Origin of the sequence: Pseudomonas sp. R43(2017), assembly GCF_002112345.1 — a bacterium.
Taxonomy (GTDB): Bacteria; Pseudomonadota; Gammaproteobacteria; order Pseudomonadales; family Pseudomonadaceae; genus Aquipseudomonas; species Aquipseudomonas kribbensis.
This window is the reverse complement of the sequence record NZ_NEHJ01000008.1, coordinates 89,458-107,023: the sequence shown is the minus strand read 5'-3', so window position 1 is coordinate 107,023 and position 17,566 is coordinate 89,458. Positions and strand designations below refer to the sequence as shown.

General features: G+C 57.6%; 17 protein-coding genes. 7 read left to right on the top strand and 10 right to left on the bottom strand.

Translation table 11 applies throughout. The features are described 5' to 3' along the window. Window positions 1–173: 173 nt before the first annotated feature. Window positions 174–440 carry a hypothetical protein gene (locus CAG02_RS22030; RefSeq protein WP_139831935.1) on the bottom strand — a complete coding sequence of 89 codons (267 nt, stop codon included), beginning with the start codon at window positions 438–440 and terminating at the stop codon, window positions 174–176. Between the two features lie 451 nt (window positions 441–891). On the opposite strand from CAG02_RS22030, the gene dusA reads away from it, so the two are divergent. Together dusA and CAG02_RS22020 are read left to right on the top strand one after the other, a co-directional pair. Next, window positions 892–1,887, top strand: a complete 996-nt coding sequence (gene dusA / locus CAG02_RS22025) for a tRNA dihydrouridine(20/20a) synthase DusA (protein WP_085713185.1) — start codon at window positions 892–894, stop codon at window positions 1,885–1,887. 75 nt (window positions 1,888–1,962) lie between these two features. Further along, entirely contained in the window at window positions 1,963–2,343 is a 381-nt protein-coding gene (locus CAG02_RS22020) for a DUF2388 domain-containing protein (protein WP_256576966.1), read from the top strand. Here CAG02_RS22020 and CAG02_RS22015 read toward each other — a convergent pair whose 3' ends face one another. Beyond that, window positions 2,344–3,174: an undecaprenyl-diphosphate phosphatase gene (locus CAG02_RS22015; RefSeq protein ID WP_085713183.1), complete on the bottom strand. Its 831-nt coding sequence runs from the start codon at window positions 3,172–3,174 to the stop codon at window positions 2,344–2,346. It abuts the gene before it with no gap. A 506-nt stretch (window positions 3,175–3,680) separates the two neighbouring features. Here CAG02_RS22015 and CAG02_RS22010 point away from each other — a divergent pair. The 3 genes from CAG02_RS22010 (at window position 3,681) to CAG02_RS22000 (ending at window position 7,135) form a co-directional block, all read left to right on the top strand. Further along, the gene (locus CAG02_RS22010) at window positions 3,681–4,421 is read left to right on the top strand and encodes a winged helix-turn-helix domain-containing protein (RefSeq protein ID WP_085713182.1); all 741 of its coding nucleotides are present in this window, start codon (window positions 3,681–3,683) and stop codon (window positions 4,419–4,421) included. A gap of 292 nt (window positions 4,422–4,713) precedes the next feature. Then, on the top strand, window positions 4,714–5,358 hold the full coding sequence (locus CAG02_RS22005) for a helix-turn-helix domain-containing protein (RefSeq protein WP_085713181.1): 645 nt from the start codon (window positions 4,714–4,716) through the stop codon (window positions 5,356–5,358). A 382-nt stretch (window positions 5,359–5,740) separates the two neighbouring features. After that, on the top strand, window positions 5,741–7,135 hold the full coding sequence (locus CAG02_RS22000; protein ID WP_085713180.1) for an undecaprenyl-phosphate glucose phosphotransferase: 1,395 nt from the start codon (window positions 5,741–5,743) through the stop codon (window positions 7,133–7,135). A gap of 377 nt (window positions 7,136–7,512) precedes the next feature. Here CAG02_RS22000 and CAG02_RS21995 read toward each other — a convergent pair whose 3' ends face one another. From CAG02_RS21995 to galE, 6 genes are all read right to left on the bottom strand, one after another. Continuing rightward, on the bottom strand, window positions 7,513–9,591 hold the full coding sequence (locus CAG02_RS21995) for a YjbH domain-containing protein (RefSeq protein ID WP_085713179.1): 2,079 nt from the start codon (window positions 9,589–9,591) through the stop codon (window positions 7,513–7,515). Beyond that, window positions 9,588–10,352, bottom strand: a complete 765-nt coding sequence (locus tag CAG02_RS21990; RefSeq protein WP_085713178.1) for a capsule biosynthesis GfcC family protein — start codon at window positions 10,350–10,352, stop codon at window positions 9,588–9,590. The genes CAG02_RS21995 and CAG02_RS21990 overlap by 4 nt, the downstream gene beginning before the upstream one ends. After that, complete coding sequence (locus CAG02_RS21985) at window positions 10,349–11,014, bottom strand: YjbF family lipoprotein (protein ID WP_139831917.1); 666 nt, start codon at window positions 11,012–11,014, stop codon at window positions 10,349–10,351. The genes CAG02_RS21990 and CAG02_RS21985 overlap by 4 nt, the downstream gene beginning before the upstream one ends. Window positions 11,015–11,026: 12 nt before the next feature. Further along, entirely contained in the window at window positions 11,027–12,142 is a 1,116-nt protein-coding gene (locus tag CAG02_RS21980) for a polysaccharide export protein (RefSeq protein ID WP_114884344.1), read from the bottom strand. An 89-nt stretch (window positions 12,143–12,231) separates the two neighbouring features. After that, a complete protein-coding gene (locus CAG02_RS21975) occupies window positions 12,232–12,468 on the bottom strand; it encodes a hypothetical protein (RefSeq protein ID WP_003226528.1) in 237 nt (78 codons plus the stop codon). 228 nt (window positions 12,469–12,696) lie between these two features. Further along, complete coding sequence (galE, locus tag CAG02_RS21970) at window positions 12,697–13,713, bottom strand: UDP-glucose 4-epimerase GalE (RefSeq protein WP_085713175.1); 1,017 nt, start codon at window positions 13,711–13,713, stop codon at window positions 12,697–12,699. Window positions 13,714–14,094: 381 nt separating this feature from the next. Between galE and galU the strand changes: the two genes are divergently transcribed. After that, window positions 14,095–14,928, top strand: coding sequence for a UTP--glucose-1-phosphate uridylyltransferase GalU (gene galU / locus CAG02_RS21965; protein WP_007951629.1), 834 nt, complete (start codon window positions 14,095–14,097; stop codon window positions 14,926–14,928). Between the two features lie 32 nt (window positions 14,929–14,960). Next, window positions 14,961–15,371 carry a mannose-1-phosphate guanylyltransferase gene (locus tag CAG02_RS21960; protein WP_085713174.1) on the top strand — a complete coding sequence of 137 codons (411 nt, stop codon included), beginning with the start codon at window positions 14,961–14,963 and terminating at the stop codon, window positions 15,369–15,371. 4 nt (window positions 15,372–15,375) lie between these two features. Here the strand turns inward: CAG02_RS21960 and CAG02_RS21955 are convergent, their stop codons facing one another. Both CAG02_RS21955 and CAG02_RS21950 read right to left on the bottom strand, forming a co-directional pair. Beyond that, window positions 15,376–16,512: an SGNH/GDSL hydrolase family protein gene (locus tag CAG02_RS21955; RefSeq protein ID WP_085713173.1), complete on the bottom strand. Its 1,137-nt coding sequence runs from the start codon at window positions 16,510–16,512 to the stop codon at window positions 15,376–15,378. Further along, window positions 16,512–17,564 carry an acyltransferase family protein gene (locus CAG02_RS21950; RefSeq protein ID WP_085713172.1) on the bottom strand — a complete coding sequence of 351 codons (1,053 nt, stop codon included), beginning with the start codon at window positions 17,562–17,564 and terminating at the stop codon, window positions 16,512–16,514. The genes CAG02_RS21955 and CAG02_RS21950 overlap by 1 nt, the downstream gene beginning before the upstream one ends. Between the last annotated feature and the right edge of the window lie 2 nt (window positions 17,565–17,566).

Below are 17,566 nucleotides of genomic sequence, written 5' to 3'. Positions count from 1 at the left end.
AGTCCCTTTTTGGTTGGCCAACCATCACCTGATTCGCCCCTCAGGCGAAACAGCGTCTGGCATCAAAAGGCTGTTTCTCCTTCAGGATGTGATAACTCGCTCGCGTCAGCTTGTGCACCAGTGCCTTGGTAGTACCATTCGGGGACAGATTTATTTATAGAAAATTTGACAGATTAATTTACCCCAAACAAAACAAATAAATCTGTCCCACCTTGCCCATTCAATGCCAGCCCTCCCGACAACGGGATGGCAACAATCGCCCCCCAGCCACGTGCTGCACCGTCCTGGTTTGAGGCAGGGATTTTTTCTATGGTGCCGAGGGCCAGGGTATACAACCCGCCCAATGCGACACCGCCGACAACTGATATCAACAGCAGTTGCCAGAGCGGTCCCCGGTAGGAAAGGCTGACCAGCAGGCTTTGAATCAACCCGCTCAGCACATGCCGCACCCGAGACTCTGGGCAACGGCGGTCGGAGCAAAAAGGGAATTCCCAACACGGCAGAGAGGATGCAACCAAAAAGAAAGCCGGAGAACAGCACTGCATCGCTGAAGCCGTAGACCATCATTTTCACGGCGGCATAGACGAGGTCTCCGCACAGCGGTATGACGAACAGCCGGAGCTCGTTATGGAGCCTCTTTTCAAGCGTGTTGCCGGGCATTGAGGTCGTCCTGACAGGGAAGTATTTCGAGCGGGCTATTCGAATCGATCACTGGGCTTGTCGCAAGCAGAGAAGGTGTTTTTCCATAAAACAGAAATGGGGACTCATCTATCAGCCCCCTTTTTCAAGCTGCTGCACCTGTCAGAAAACCTCTCAGATGCCTCCCAAGCCCCACCCCGCCATTCCTGATAAACTCCCCCACCTCCCAGCCACACCGATTCCGTACCCCCAATGCCCCCAATCACCGCTACACCCGCCCCACTCTCCCGCCGTTTCTCCGTCGCGCCGATGATGGATTGGACTGACCGTCACTGCCGGTACTTCCTACGCCTGCTGTCGAAGAACGCCCTGCTCTACACCGAAATGGTCACCACCGGCGCGCTGCTCAACGGCGATCACGAGCGTTTCCTCCGTCACACCGAAGCCGAGCACCCGCTGGCCTTGCAGTTGGGCGGTAGCGTCCCGCTGGACCTGGCCGCCTGTGCGCGCATGGCGCAGGAGCACGGTTATGACGAGGTGAATCTGAACGTTGGCTGCCCGAGTGATCGGGTGCAGAACAATATGATCGGTGCGTGCCTGATGGGGCATCCGCAGTTGGTGGCGGATTGTGTGAAGGCGATGCGTGATGCGGTGTCGATTCCGGTGACGGTGAAGCATCGGATCGGGATCAACGGGCGGGACAGTTATGAGGAGCTGTGCGATTTCGTCGGCACGGTGCGGGATGCCGGGTGTACCAGTTTTACCGTGCATGCGCGGATTGCGATTCTGGAGGGGTTGTCGCCGAAGGAGAACCGTGACATTCCACCGCTGCGTTATGACGTGGCGGCGCGGTTGAAGGCGGACTTTCCGGAACTGGAGATCATTCTGAACGGCGGGATCAAGACGATGGAGGCCTGCCATGAGCATTTGCAGACCTTTGACGGGGTGATGCTGGGCCGTGAGGCTTATCACAATCCGTATCTGCTGGCCGAGGTGGATCAGCAGTTGTTCGGCAGTTCGGCGCCGGTGATTACCCGGGCCGAGGCGTTGGCGCAACTACGGCCTTATATTGCCGAGCATCTGGCGACTGGCGGGGCGATGCATCACATCACGCGCCATGTGCTGGGCCTGGGCACCGGTTTCCCGGGGGCGCGCAAGTTTCGGCAGTTGTTGTCGGTGGATATTCACAAGGCCAAGGATCCGCTGGCGTTGCTGGATCAGGCGGCGGAGTTGCTGGCGGGTCGTTGATTGATGCGTTGAGCGTGCGGGCAACGAATGAGCGTTGCCCGGTGTTTTGTTGTACCGACAGGATGTCTTTTGGTTATGCCCGCGTTCAGCTGTGTTTTATTCAAGCGTTTCACCCTCCTCGCTTTACTCTCGACTCTCTATGCAAGCGCCTATGCATCCTGTGATTTTTTGAAGGGGTGCGGTGAGGGGGGAGATGGCCCTTTTCAATCTACCCAGATGTCTGGTTTTCTGGTTTTCACGACGACGATGGTCACAGTCGACGGGATGTCGGACATTTCCGAACTGAAAAAACGTGTGTATTCGGTAGAGGAAATGGAAGCGGCACGTTATTTCCTCGCCAGCGACGGCATGCTGCAAGCCGCGTATTTCACGTCAGCCTTGCAGCGTTTTCGTCGGGAATCGCCTGATACAGCGTTGAGCGACCTCGCCGTCGCCGCGCTGATCAGCAGTCAGTGATCAGGCCGCCGCTTCCGTCCAGTTCACCCAGCCAAACAACCACGTCGCCAGGATCAACAAGCCAAACGCAATCCGGTACCAGGCGAACGCGGCGTAGCTGTGGTTCGCAATGAACTTGAGCAAGCCTCGTACGGCGATCATCGCGAAGACGAATGCGGTGACGAAGCCCAAGGCGAAGACCGGCAGGTCGCCTGCCTGAAACAGGTCGCGGTACTTGTAGCCGGAATACACCGCCGCGCCGACCATGGTCGGCATTGCCAGGAAGAACGAGAACTCCGTGGCGGCTTTACGCGACAGGCCGAACAGCAGGCCGCCGATGATGGTGGAGCCGGAGCGCGAGGTGCCGGGAATCATCGCCAGGCACTGTACGAAACCGATCTTCAGCGCGTCGGACCAGGCCATGTCGTCGACGTGCTCGACACTCACCACATGATTTCGTTTTTCGGCCCACAACATCACGATACCGCCCACCACCAGTGCGACCGCCACGGTGATCGGGTTGAACAGGTAATGATGAATGGCGTCGGCGAATAACACGCCGAGAATCACTGCCGGGAAAAATGCGATCAACAGATTAAGGGTGAAACGTTGTGCATTGCGCTGGGTCGGCAGGCCTTTGACGATCTCGAAGATCTTCGGGCGAAACTCCCAGACGACGGCAAGAATGGCGCCCAGTTGAATAATGATGTTGAACGCCATCGCGCGTTCGCCACCGAAGTCGAGCAAGTCGGCAACGATAATCTGGTGGCCCGTACTGGAGATGGGCAAGAACTCGGTGAGACCTTCTACCGCACCTAAAACCAACACCTTGAACAAGGTCAGTAAATCCATTAATCCTCCGTCAGAACGCTCTTCAAGAGCGCCCGGTCAACTGCATTCAGGCATTGAGTATCTGCAATTAAACAATTGGCAGATCTACAGTCATTGCCCGATTTGGTGACGGAGAATATGTCTTATCAAAAGACACACTCAAGCCATGTTAATAATCGTCTGTCTGTGAACTTGTTCACTTAGTGGCAAAAATAACCTTGCGCCCCTAAAATGTGACCCACCTCACACTCCCCTGATTCTGGCGACGAACCATACTGGCCATAGGACATAAAAACCGGTCGCCATAATTACAAAATAGTGGCACCATTGCACATCGCCACCATCTAACGACGTTCGTTTCGTTAGTTCAGCACCCCGAGAAAATCAACTAAAAGCTTGAAAAGCTTAATTATTGTTAAAAAACTCGGGAGCCACGTCTAAAAATCGCGCGAATGTTACCAATTGTCAGTCACAGATGAGAACCGGTGCTTTAACATCCCGATGTCCGCACTTTTTCGAGTCAAGGCATGATGCTTACAGGGAACTTAGCGACTAGAAGCTCGCACCAGACAAACGACGCGCCAGGTGTTCTTGCCCTGGCGCGTACCCGTGCTGTGGCCGAACACTTCAGAGCGCTAATCGCCAAACATGTGCAGACCGGTCTGGCGCTGGAAGCCGACTCTTTCACTAGTTCATATCAGCCAAACGAATATCACGGCGCCTATCGCGCCATTTTCATCGTCATCGATACTCCGCAAGCACTGGAAGACAATCTGGCGCTGGTGGAGAACCTGCGCACCGAGAACTTGAAGCCGATCATTTGTGCGGTGATTACCGGTCGCGGCGCCCACAACAAGATCAAATACCATCTTGCCGGGGCAGACTTCTGTATCAAGCTCAATACCCTTTCCGATGAGGGCGGCGAGTTGCTGAGTGAGTTCTTCAGCAGTGAAGAATGGCTGCGTGACATTGATCTGATACTGGACCCGACCCGTATCTGCCTCTCTGACACCAGCAAGAAACTGGACATTTCCTTTGCCGAGATGAAGATCCTGGAAGCGTTTTCGCAAACCAGCAATCACATTCTCAGCCATGACGAAATCGCCGGCATCATGGGGCTCAACACGCATTTCTACGACCCTCGCGCGCTGGAAAAATCCATCAGCCGCTTGCGTGGGAAAATCAAGGACGTGTACGGTACGAACGCCATACAGAGCATTCGCGGGTATGGCTACCGTCTGATGAGGGGGTTGATCTCGACCGCCTGAGTCAGGGAAATCACCATTTGCAGCATACGAGGGAACGTCTGATGCAACGCTACAACAATCCAAAGTCTCATCGCTTTACTCGCAACACCTGCCTAATAAAAAGCTGTCAATTGAATGAGCGCTGCAACACTTAAACATAACAATAAATCATTACTCTAAAAGCAGACCCAGTGGAACTTGTCGCGGGCCAAAATCGGGCCCAGACCCTGCCTGTCGATTATTTCCGAGCGCGTTATAACTCGTCTGCCGATTACCTTTTAGCCAAATTTGGTGCGTTATTCAGGAGAGAGACATGGAAACCAGTACAACCCTCCCACGAAAATATTTTGTTGTCGTGACCAATAACTCCGCGTCGCAACGTGAACTCGAGAGCATTCTCTCCAGTGAGCGTTTCAATTCGTTCGGTACGTCCCAGGCACAAATGTTTGTTGAAGGTGTTGCTTCGCCCTCTTCCACTCCCACGCTCATGGAGTTCACTTACCCACGCGGCACAAGGAAAAGCGTCGCTCGCAGTATTGAACACGATACACAGCGCATATTGGCCACCCTTGAGTCCGAGTGGCTGGCGGCACAATCGGTAAACTCGCTCCAGAACTCACCTGCAATAGAAGACACCGGCTCCATTGAAGGCAATGTTCCCTGCACAGAGGCCTGGCATCTGGACAATGACCAGGGTGCACTCGTCAAGGAAGGTGTCGAGATCAGCCTCACCGGCCTCGAAACCGCACTGGTCAGAAAGATGCTGCACCACGAAGAACGCGTTGTCAGTCGCGACGATCTGATCCTCAGCATCGGCCGGGAACCGGAACAATATCGCGGACTGGAAATGTGCCTGAGCCGTCTTCAAGACAAGTTCAAAAGTGCCAGCAATGGTGAACGGCTGTTTCGTGCCGTGCGCAATCGTGGTTATTGCCTGATCCAGGAAGTTGTTGCCTGAGCACAGCCTCCACATCCAGAAACTGAAGCAAGTGCAATAACAAAAATAAAAAAGCACTTTGCTTGTTTGAACCTCCTTTTCAGTAATGCTTCCCTCCTCACCCTTCCTACGATAGCAAACAGATTATTGTTTGTTCACCCTTTGCCCTTTGACCTTTTCTAACGTTCGATTATTTCCCCAATCAATTGCTTGGCACTTTGCCATCTTGTTAGAACTCGTCAGACAGCTTCTTCCCCAATAACTTAGTCTATTGATTGACGACAGTTCGGCATACCGATGTTGTTACCTCAGAACATGGGCACCTAAAACAAAAACAACTCTGCTTAACAACTCGGATTTCAACTGTCGAAACCTGAATGGAAGTCTTTTGGGGATATCGCATATGGATCTCACTCTACGTATCAACCGAAACACCGGCCTCAAGGGACTTACCTTCTGGGGCCAATGGGCGCTGGCACAGTGCTTTATTGTTTCACTGTTATTTGTATTGGCTGAGCAGCACACGGGAACGGTCGAGTTCTATTACCGGATGTGCACCATGCTGGCCGTGCTGGCTTCGGTTCCGGCCTACACGTTCAGCGGCGCCTACCGAAAGCGCGACAACTACCTGACCGGCCTCGGACGGCTGCTGATGGGCTGGTCGATGACCATGGCCGGGCTGACCTTCATCGCGTTCATCTGCAAGGCCGATGAGCTGTTTTCCCGCCAGGTGATTCTTGACTGGGCGGTGTACGGCTTCTTGGGTCAGGCGCTGCTGTATGCGCCGCTGCATGCGTTTTCGAAGTACTACCAGCGCTCCCGCAAAAGCGAGCACAAGACCCTGATCGTCGGCACCGGCGAACTGGCTCTGGGCCTGGCGAAGAAACTTAGCGAACACGAAAACCTGCCGCTGGTGGGACTGGTCAGCAACGGCACCCTGCCCGCTCTGGACGCCGATGCTCCACGGGTCGTCGGCGACCAGGAAAACCTCCTGGAGCTGATCAAACGCCACGATATCCGCCGTCTCTACATCACGCTGTCGCTGTCCGAAGCGGCGAAGATCGAAGCGATGTATGTCGATCTGCTGGATGCCAACGTCGACGTGGTCTGGGTGCCGGACCTGAACAGCCTGACGCTGCTCAATCACTCGGTAAAAGTCGTGGACGGCCTGCCGGCGATCTACCTCAATGAAAGCCCGCTGACCAGCCGCCCGACCGCCGCCCTGAGCAAGAGCCTGATGGAGAAAAGCGTCGCGCTGCTGGCGATCATCCTGTTGAGCCCGGTACTGCTGCTGATCTCCCTGGCGGTGAAGCTCAGCTCGCCGGGTCCGGTGTTCTTCAAGCAGGATCGCCATGGCTGGAACGGCAAGGTGATTCAGGTCTGGAAGTTCCGCTCGATGCGCGTCCACGATGACCGTGACGTCAAACAGGCCAGCCGCAACGATTCGCGCATCACCGCCGTCGGGCGCTTTATCCGCCGCACTTCGCTGGATGAACTGCCGCAACTGTTCAACGTACTGCAAGGCCACATGGCACTGGTTGGACCGCGTCCGCACGCCGTGGCACACAACAACTATTACTCGGGCAAGATCCTCGCCTACATGGCGCGCCACCGAATCAAACCGGGCATCACTGGCCTGGCACAGATCAGCGGCTGCCGTGGCGAGACCGACACTCTCGACAAGATGGAAAAACGTGTCGAAATCGACCTCAAGTACATCAACAACTGGTCGCTGTGGCTGGATGTGAAGATTCTGGTGAAGACGCCGTTTACCCTGTTGTCGAAGGATATTTACTGAGACGCAGCGCTTCACAAGGCAGGACCGCAAGGGGACGAAAGTCCCCTTTTTTGTGGGCGGGATTTGGCGGCTGGATTGGCTGGCGATTTCGGTGAATCAGTCAATATGGATGTCGACAGGCCAGACGCCTTCGCGGGCAAGCCCGCTCCCACAGTTTTTGGATGATGCCGCAATTTGCAGCACTTCCCGGATTCCTGTGGGAGCGGGCTTGCCCGCGAAAGCGTCGGGTCGTTCAGCAACGGGCTCGGACTTGCCAATCTCCTCACCCGGAACACGTCCGTTCCGTCGGTAGTGCTGGATGGATCAAGACGGCCATCCACCCCAAACCAAAACGGGAGCCTAAGGGCTCCCGTTTTTGGCTTCCCGGTCTCCCGGACTTACTCGGTAATCTTCCCGAAGTTGCGATAGAACATGTCGTCCTCACGGCTATCGGTCATCGAGTGCAGCTGGAAGCTGCGGCTGAGCCTCGCACCACCGTCACGGGTCAGCGGCGCCCAGACCAGGTTGGCCCGGCGCATGGTCGACATGCTCATCATCTCGTCGAACGGAATCGACAGATAAATGCCCTTGTCGAAACTACCTTCTCCGTATTCCGTACTGCCCGCCGTGGTGATGGTCGCCCAGGCACCGAAGCGCACGCCATTGGAAAACTCCCGGGAGATATCCAGCGTGCCGCCAAAGTCACCCGCCAGATAACGCCCGACGCTGACAGCCGCCAGTGTTTCGTAAGGCAGATCCGTGTAACCGGTAATATGACCGGTCAGCACCGAGTAGTCCCGCAGGCCGAAACCCTGATCGAATTCACGCTGACGCACGTAGTTCAGATCCGCACCGATCGCCCAGCGCTCGCCGGTCGGACGGAACAGCACCTCGCCGCCGACACCGGCGAACATCGACTCCAGATAACCGCCGTAGACCATGCCGTACAGATCCTTGTCCAGTTGCTCGGCATGGCTGACCTGAAATAACGGCATGGTGGTGTCGGACGTGGTGAGGTACTGACGCAGATCCGTACGCACACGCGGCAAGCCGCTGGGTGCGTCGTATTTGAACTTGTCGAAGTTGTTCGTCAGGTTCTGGCTGAGCATGCCGCTCCACCAGGTGTTGCGATTGAAGCGGAACTCCGCGTCCAGATCCGCACTGAATTGATAGAGCAAGCCATCCGGGCCCCCGACGTTCTGCTTGAAGCCCAGGCCGGCGCCATAGCTGAAGTGTTGCAGCGGCTGGGTGTAGAGCGTCTTCTCGTTGTGCGGCATCGCCGGGTTGACCTCGGTGGTGCGGTGCAACGTTTGCAGCGGTTCCTCGTTGTTGATCACTTCGCGGAAGGTCTGGCGCGGCACACTGGTTTCTTCCAGCGGCAGGTCGTAGCGCTTGTTCACCAGGGTGAACCAGTCGATGTCGTCGTTGACGCTGTTGTCCAGCACCCGGCTCGCACGGCCCACCGCTTTGGAGGAATGGAAGTAGCGCTGCTGCTCGCCATACACGATCAACTCGGAATCGCGCTGGGCGATGCGCTCGACCCGATAACCGGCATTCTGTTGCAGACGTTGCGATACGTTGGCCCAGTCAACCTGATCCATCGACGTAGTCGGTGCCTTCGCCGGCAGTGGCTCCGGCGGTGGATCGAAGGTCTTGGCCGGGGCCTTGCGGCTGACGAAATTGGTGTGGAACGTGACGCCGAACATCGCCGTGTTGCCCCGCTCCCACGCGGCGCTCACGTCGAGGGAGTCGGTCACCTTGAACACCGCGCCAAGGTTGATCGGCGAGTCCTGCTTGATCACGTTGTCCTTGGGTTCGTGCTTGTAATCGTTGCCTTCGTATTCGAGTTTCAGGCTCAAGCGATCCCAGGGCGTCTGGTAACTCACGCCGCCGAAGAACGACGGCTGGCCGCGAAAGTACGAACCGGCGTTGACGTCACCGGTGCCTTTCAGGGACGGGCGCGTCTTGAAGCGATCATCGAGATAGCCGAACGGGTTGTCGATGTCGCCGCGATTACCGATGTAGCCCCAGGCGATGCCGGCGCTGAAATCCAGGTTGTCATAGCGCTTGTTGGCCACCAGGAATTCACTGGCGAACAAACCCGTACCGCCGACGTCTCGGAAGCCCAGAGCGACGTCGGGCGCCCAATGGGTTTCCTCCCAGAGCCGGACTTTGACGTCGACCGCCTTGTCCTTATAGCTCTGGTTGCCGCTCATGGATTCCGGGCCGTAGGGACGGTTGGTAATCGCGGTGTAGCGAAACGAGCCTTCGAGCCAGTCCAGCGGCTGCAACGAAACGCTGTAGCGGCTGTAAGGCTCGGTGCGGTTGGCGTTGACGCTCAACTCGCCGGCCGGGGACATGCGTGCGGTGGGCGTCTGCAACAGACCGGTGCCACCGAAATCGCCCTGGGTAATACGCGGCTCGGCATGGACCAGGCCGCACGGCAATAACAACACAGCTGCAAAACGCAAATTCAACGAACCACCTCAGCCAACTGCGTGGCAATAAATTCGGCCAACTGCTGATTCAGTTCAGGGATAGGCGGATCCAGATCATCGTTTTTCAACGGCACCAGAATCTTGCTGCCGGCAACGGGAAACTGCCCGCTCTCACGATTCCAGTGGGCAATGCCAACGCGCCGCGAAACCCCGTTGGGCTGGATCAGCCACAGGTAATCGGCGTCGGCATCGTCCTCCAGCAACACGCAACCGCTCAGGTATTCACGGGCCTCGAGCAATGGCTGGTAAGGCAGCCGGCAGGTCCCGGCGACCGCGCCGAGCACTTCCACTTCATCGACCCGCTGCGGGTAGATCAGGCGATCGCCGTCATCCAAACGAATGTTGCGGGCGAAGCCGACTTCCAGCGCCACCGGGTCCAGGTCCGCGATCTGGCGCCCGGTGACCGGCATCTGCCGCACGTCCTCGGCCATGCGCACCGCCAGGGCTTTGCGGCTCGGTCGATCGAACAGATCGGCCATGCGCTGCAACACGTCCAGGTCGAACAGCACGCCGACCTTGAGCCGGGTCTGCTCTTCCAGCAATGACTGACGCAGCAGCACACCGGCCAGCCAGTAACCCTCGGCGTTAGGCACAGCCTCGCTGATCACATCGGTCAAACGGCCGCCCGGCGGCAACGCTACCGGCCCCGGGTTGGCCACATCGCCGCTGACGATGACCGCCGCCTGACTTGCGCCGGCGAGCAACATCAAACCCGCCGACAGAACCCTCAAGCGCTTCATGGCAGATGCCTGCGATCTGGGGTCAGTTGCACGATCTTCACTCGCAGTTGCGAGGTCAGTTGCTGCTCGCTCTGCACAATGAAACCGTCCACCGGGTCGACCCAATACCGGTTGGTCGCCCGCAGGCCGATGGCCGGGACGTCGATACGTTCATCGACACGCAGCACGGCGTATTCCTTGTTCAGAATCTTCAGGGTTTCCACGGATTTGCGGGTGAAGCGGCTGTTGACGATCAGCCCGACTTCCTGGCCCTTGTAGAGGTCGATCCAGCGCTGGCTGGTCTGGCCATCGGTAACGTGTTGCAGACCACGCTTGAACGGCGACGCATCGGACAGCCGCGTGCCGTCCAGATCGCCTTCCGCGCCCAGGCCGATGCTGCGCACCGCGAGGCCGTCACGCAGCAGCAGGACCTGCTTGCCGGACGCCACCCAGAACTGCAGGTCATCGCGCTTGCGCACCAGCGCCAGCACACCGGAACCGGACGGCGTGGTGAGTTTGAGTTGCGGATAATTGACCTCGGCCACCTGGGCCGGCGTCACGTCGATATCATCCGGGCCGACCACCGCCGACTTGAGGTTGGTCACCGACGCAACCATCAGCGGATTACAGCCACACAGCAACAAGGCCGCCATCAGGCAGACGCCAACATTCAAGGTTTTCAAAGTCGGCGAGCCTTATTTGCTGTTGTTGGTGAATTCGCTCCAGTTCTTCGCAGCGGAAGCGCCGGTGCCGACAATCGATGCCGACGGCACCAACTGGCTGATCAGACGGTTCCAGCGAGTCACGTTGGCAGGCCCTACATAAACGACGTCCTGGGGGCGCACTTCGAAGTGCGTGGCGAGGACCATGGCGGTGGGTGATTCGGCTTCCAGTTGATAGATTTTGGCCGGCTCGACATCGAGGTTTTCCACCCCGCGAATGACATACACGGCATTGCCGTTGGCGGTGGTCTGGCTCAGGCCGCCGACCGAGCCGAGCACGTCGGACAGGTTCATCGTCGCCGTCTTGAAGCTCAGGGCGCGCGGCTGGTTGACCTCGCCCATCACGTAGATGCGCTTGTTGTCGTTGTACGGCAGATACAGTTTGTCGCCACCCTGGAGGTAGACGTTCTGCAACTCGGAATCCTGCTGGTTGAGGGTATCCAGATTCAGCGGATAGACCCGCCCGTTACGCGTCAGCAACAAGCCGGACAGGTCGGCATTGTTGGTGTCGATGCCCGCCGAACCGAGGGCTTCGACCACGCTCAGCGGGTTGGTGGAAATCGCTTGCGGGCCAGCCTTGGCGACTGCGCCGGTGACCACGACTTTCTGACTGGCGAAACGCAACACGGCGACGTCCACTTGCGGCTCGGCGATGAACGCCGACAGCCTTTGTTCGATGTCGTCGCGCAGTTGCTGGATGGTCCGGCCGGCGGCCTGGACTTCCTTGATGTACGGGTAATACAGCGTGCCGTCGGAGCGCACCAGACGGCCGTTGGCGTCGATCTGTTGCTGCGCGCCCGACGGCGCGGTCAGCTCGGGGTGATCCCACACGGTGATGTACAGCACGTCGTTGTTGCCGATGCGGTACTCGGCCGGCGTCGCCAGCAATTCCGTGGGCACTGACTCACGCTTTTGCGTGGCACGGTTCATGGAGATCAGCTTGGGGGTGATCGGAATCAACTCGACCCGGCTGCTTTCACTGGCGCCCTGGCGAGTGATGCCAAAGGTGCTCAAGTGTTGACCGGGGGAAAACATGCAACCTTGCAGAGCGAGACTTGCCAGCATTAAAAGAGAAAAACTACGAGTCATAATGGCACTACGCTATTCAAGGGCGAATCCAAAACAAAGTCACCCGACTTTCGTCGGGCGACCTTGTACTGCACCAACAGTTACTTCAGTTAGTTGTGCGTGCCGGTTGTACCCGTGGTACCGGTGGTACCCGTTGTACCGCCGTTGGCACTTCCACCACTGTTGGACGCCGCTACGGCACTGGCAACCATTGCAGTACTGGCAGCAGGCGCTGTAGAAGCCGCGACACTGCCCGATACATTGGTTACCGCTGTAAGCGGCGCTTCAGCTGCGGATGCCCAGTTGCTCAACATCGTCAACAAGGCAATCGCCATCACTTTTTTCATATCAACTCCTTTCTAACATCGCACCGTTACATCGGGTGTTTCGTTAGAGGTGGTAGAGTTCAAGTCGCAAAAAGCGCGAACAAGATCCGTTGTTCTTTCACAGTCCTACGCAACTGATAAAAGTCGAACGGCAGGTTTATATCTACGGACTTGCAAAAGGCATTGCCAGTGTAATTTCCCGACGATATCTAACAACCTGACCGAAAATAACATTGGACTAAAAGGCCATCATTCCAGATAGCCGTTGGGATGATTCGACTGCCAGCGCCAGGTATCGGTAACCATATCCTGCAAGTTGCGCGTGGCTTTCCAGCCCAGTTCTTTTTGCGCTTTGGAAGCATCGGCCCAACTCTCGGCAATATCCCCCGAACGCCGTGGCATCACCCGAAACGGCACTGGCTTGCCGCACGCCTTTTCGAAGGCTCGCAACACTTGCATCACGCTGTAACCGTCGCCGGTGCCGAGGTTCCAGGTATGAATGCCGGTGCGCCCGTCGATGGCCTGCAAGGCCTTCAGGTGCCCGTCCGCCAGATCGACGACGTGGATGTAATCGCGCACGCCGGTGCCGTCTGCCGTGGGGTAATCGTCGCCGAAGACCGACAACTCCTGCAGGCTGCCGACCGCTACCTGGCTGATGTACGGCAGCAGGTTATTGGGGATGCCGCTCGGGTCTTCGCCCATGTGGCCGCTGTCATGGGCGCCGATCGGGTTGAAGTAACGCAGCAGCGCGATGCTCCAGCGCGGCTCGGCCTGGCTCAGGTCGCGCAGCACGTTTTCGACGATCAGCTTGGATTGGCCGTAGGGATTGGTCGGAATGCCGGTAGGAAAATCCTCGCGGATCGGCATCTGCTCAGGCTCGCCGTACACCGTGGCAGAAGAGCTGAACACCAGCCGGAAGACCCCCGCCGCCGCCATCGCCTGGCACAGCGTGATGCTGCCGCTGACGTTGGTTTCGTAATATTCGAGCGGCTTACGCACGCTCTCGCCGACCGCTTTAAGCCCGGCAAAATGCAGGACGGCGTCAATTGAATGCTGCTGGAATATCCGGTCCAGCAACGCCCGGTCGCACACATCGCCGCGAATCATCAGCGCACTTTTGCCGCAAATGCCTTCCACGGCGTGCAGTGCCGCGTCGCTGCTGTTGCAAAGATTATCCAGAACGACAACTTCATAACCAGCTTCAAGCAATGCGAGTGTGGTGTGCGAGCCGATATACCCGGCGCCACCCGTTACCAGAATCTTCATAGCGCGGTCCATAGTGGGAAAAGTGCCAACTAGCGTGTCAAGCCCAACTTGTTTAATGTGTGTCTTGCTTCACACAAACAGGGCGACAACAACCCAAAACAAAAACAGTTCCATCGCTGGCCAAAAATATTTTTAAAGGCCAAACTGTATTGCCCGGTACTTATTAGCACTCCCGCACTTTCACCACTATCAACAGATACCGACTAAAAATAACTGTTATTTATCAAGCCGACATCTAATAACATTACCCCCTTTTAAACCAAGCTAACGTTGTCACTCATAACCTGACTCAGGTATTAAAGTACAGCTTCATCAACTTGCAACTTTTCCTTATTGCAATGTAACCGATGGCTGTATGCCATGAATGTCCAGGAAACTTCTATGATTCGTAAATGTTTGTTCCCCGCTGCCGGCTACGGCACGCGTTTCTTGCCGGCCACCAAAGCCATGCCGAAAGAGATGCTGCCGATCGTCAACAAGCCGTTGATCGAATACGCCGTTGAAGAAGCACGGGACGCCGGCCTGCAGCACATGGCGATCGTCACCGGTCGGGGCAAGCGCGCACTGGAAGACCACTTCGACATCAGCTACGAACTCGAACACCAGATTCGCGGCACCGAAAAAGAGAAGTTCCTGGCCGGCACTCGCGAGTTGATCGATACCTGCACCTTCTCCTACACCCGTCAGGTGGAAATGAAAGGTCTGGGCCACGCGATCCTCAGCGGTCGCCCATTGATCGGCGACGAGCCCTTCGCCGTGGTCCTGGCCGACGACCTGTGCCTGAACCTGGAAGGTGACGGCGTACTCACGCAGATGATCGAGCTCTACAAGAAATTCCGCTGCTCGATCGTCGCCATCCAGGAAGTCCCGCGGGACCAGACCCACAAGTACGGCGTGATCGCCGGCGAGGCGATTTCCGAGGGCATTTACCGGGTCAACCACATGGTGGAGAAACCCGCACCGCAGGACGCTCCGTCGAACCTGGCGATCATCGGCCGCTACATTCTGACGCCCGACATCTTCGACCTGATCGCCGACACCGAGCCCGGCAAGGGCGGGGAAATCCAGATCACCGACGCCCTGATGAAACAGGCGCAGAACGGTTGCGTGCTGGCCTACAAGTTCAAGGGTCTGCGATTCGACTGCGGTGACGCCGAGGGTTACCTGCAGGCGACCAACTTCTGCTACGACAACGTCTACCTCAAGGGCCGCTGAAAGGCGCCCCACGTACATCCGGCGAGGCAACCATGAACATTGCACAACATTCGACAGACATTGAACGGGAGGTGGACAACCTCGGGGTGATGAGCTGGTTGTCTCGTCATCAGCCGTTGCCCAGCGCCAACGAATCCTGGCTCGGGACCATCCTGCTGGTGGAGCGGATCGGCATGTTTCCATCGTCCGGGGACATTCGCCGGCCGCTGCGCGATCCCTATCCCCTGCTCGCCCACCTGAAAAGGATCTATGGTGAGCAGGCGCTGGAAGTCGATGACCGCGACGGCCTGAAGGTGATTCTCGGCGACTGGCGATTCCGCGTGCGCCTCTGCTGCAACGAGCCGGCAATCATCATCAATGTGGAAACCCGTTGTGTGACGCAGTTGATGCCGCAGAAGACCGCAGAGCTTCTGGGTCACGTCGAAACCTTCGACAAGGGTTGAGTTCCTATTCCGAGGCGGCGCCGCATGAAGTCCCGTGGTTGCCGCCGACGATCATCCGATAGAAGTAATCGGCAATCACCTTCCCTCCCGTGGCCGGCACCGGATGTATTTTGTCCGGACCGATCATCGCCGCCGCATAACGTTTGACGTCCGTACCGAACGCACATTGCAGATCGGCGTAGCCCAGATGCTGCTCGCGGGCCCAGGGTTCGAGCACCTGCGCGTAAGCCGACATTGGATAGGCGCTGGAGCGTGTGGTGTCCTGACGCATGATCAGGTTGACGCTCGCTGCCGGCTGAATCTCGCGGATCATCCCGACCAGCCCCTGAACATTCTTCAGGTACTGCTCGGGCTTCACGCCGAAACCCTGATCGTTACCGCCGAGCATGATCAGGTAGATATCCGCAGGGATCTTCGACACCACCGATTTCCACTGCGTCTGCCATTGACCATCGGCATGATAGAAATCGCCGGATGCGGCGCCCGACGCCGCCAGTTTCGACACGCGTAAACCGGCCTGCTCGTTGCTCATCCACAGGCCGAACAGGGTTGGCGCGCCTTTCACCACTTCCAGCCTGAACGACCAGTCCGTCGCGGTGGATGTACCTGACAATGGGACTTCCTGAACACCGACGCCGCTCAACTTCATCGGCTGCCAGGATTGCGAGGGTGCCCAGCGATAGCGCAGTTCACTGGATTCGCCGTTGCCCAGATAAAGTAACCTGGCCTGGGTGACGGCGGTGTTTATCGCTTCGCTCGGATGCGCATCGACCTGCAGCCATGCACCGGGACTTCCCGTCACGGTACGGCTGTCAGGACTGGCCACGCCGAGGTTCGACACCTTCCAGTCGCCGCCGAAGTATTTCTCGCTGCTGCGGGTGTACTTGAAATGGCTGCCACCCAGCGCCGCGCCATGGTTGAAGCCGACATAACCGGGGCCGGCAAAACCGACCTCGCCAACCAGCCGTTGCACCAGTTTGTTCAGATAGAAATCCTGCCCGGCGCTGTAACTGTCGCCGATCACCGAGACCGACAACACCTTCCCGGCCTTGCCCTCGCGCCACTGGGCAAACCGCTCGCGGGCATCGCCGACTTCAACCACCGACGCCGCGACCGGCGCTGCGTCATCCACTGCAACCATCAAGCACTTCCTTTAGCCGAAACCGGCGCCGGGGAGACGTTCCCCGCCGTTTTTTTCGTCGCCGCACGCTCACCCAGAAACAGCACCGACGTGAAGTTGAACCGGCTGAAGATCGTCGACAGCAGCACCGGCCCGAGCAACCCGCACGCCACGCCGCAGAACACCAGAACGCTTTCGTCCTTGATGCCCAAGCGCCCGAGCACCGAGCGCGAGGTGGCGGCGAACAACACATGAAACAGGAAAATCGCGTAAGAGTAACCACCGAGCCAGGTCAGCGCCTTCGAACGCATGTCACTCGACAGCAGCGCGAAGCAGGATACGCAACCTACCGTCAGGCCGATCAGGCTGCGGCGATCGATGATCAGCTCGCGGTCCAGCGACGCGATGTACAACAGCGTCAGGGAAATCAGCACGAACACCAACGGGCCGACGACTTTGAACCGTTGCTTCAACGCACTGACATTTTCCTGGCCAATCATGCCCGCCACAAAAAACGGCAAAAGATAGGTCGCCCCGTTGATGCCGAACGCATCGAACTTGAACGGCGGCAACAGAAACACCGCTGCAGAAAACGCGAACAGCAGGTACAGACGTGTCGCCGAGCGCAGCAATCCACGCCACTCCAGCAGGCCGACAAACATGAAAATGATGAACACCGCCTGCAGGAACCAGAAGTGGTTCACCGGCACATAGAACGACAACAGCGCATCGATCACACCGACATCCTTGTTCACGCCCGGCCCCACCGCTTGCAACACGGAGAACGGCACACCCACGCAAAACAGCGGCACGATCAGCCGCCGCACCTTGCCGGTGAAGAACGCCGAAAAGTCATTGCCGCGAATCTTGTAGATGGAATAGATGTAGCCGGAAATGAAAGTGAACAGCGGCATGCGCACATACACCATGGAATCGGCGATCACCCGGAACGGCGAGCCGATATCGATCTTCAAACCGCCGCCCAAAGGGCCGATCACGTGATAGAGCACCAGCGACAGGCAAGCGAGCCCGCGCAGGGTTTCGATCTCCAGGGACTTTTTCTTGCTCGACATAA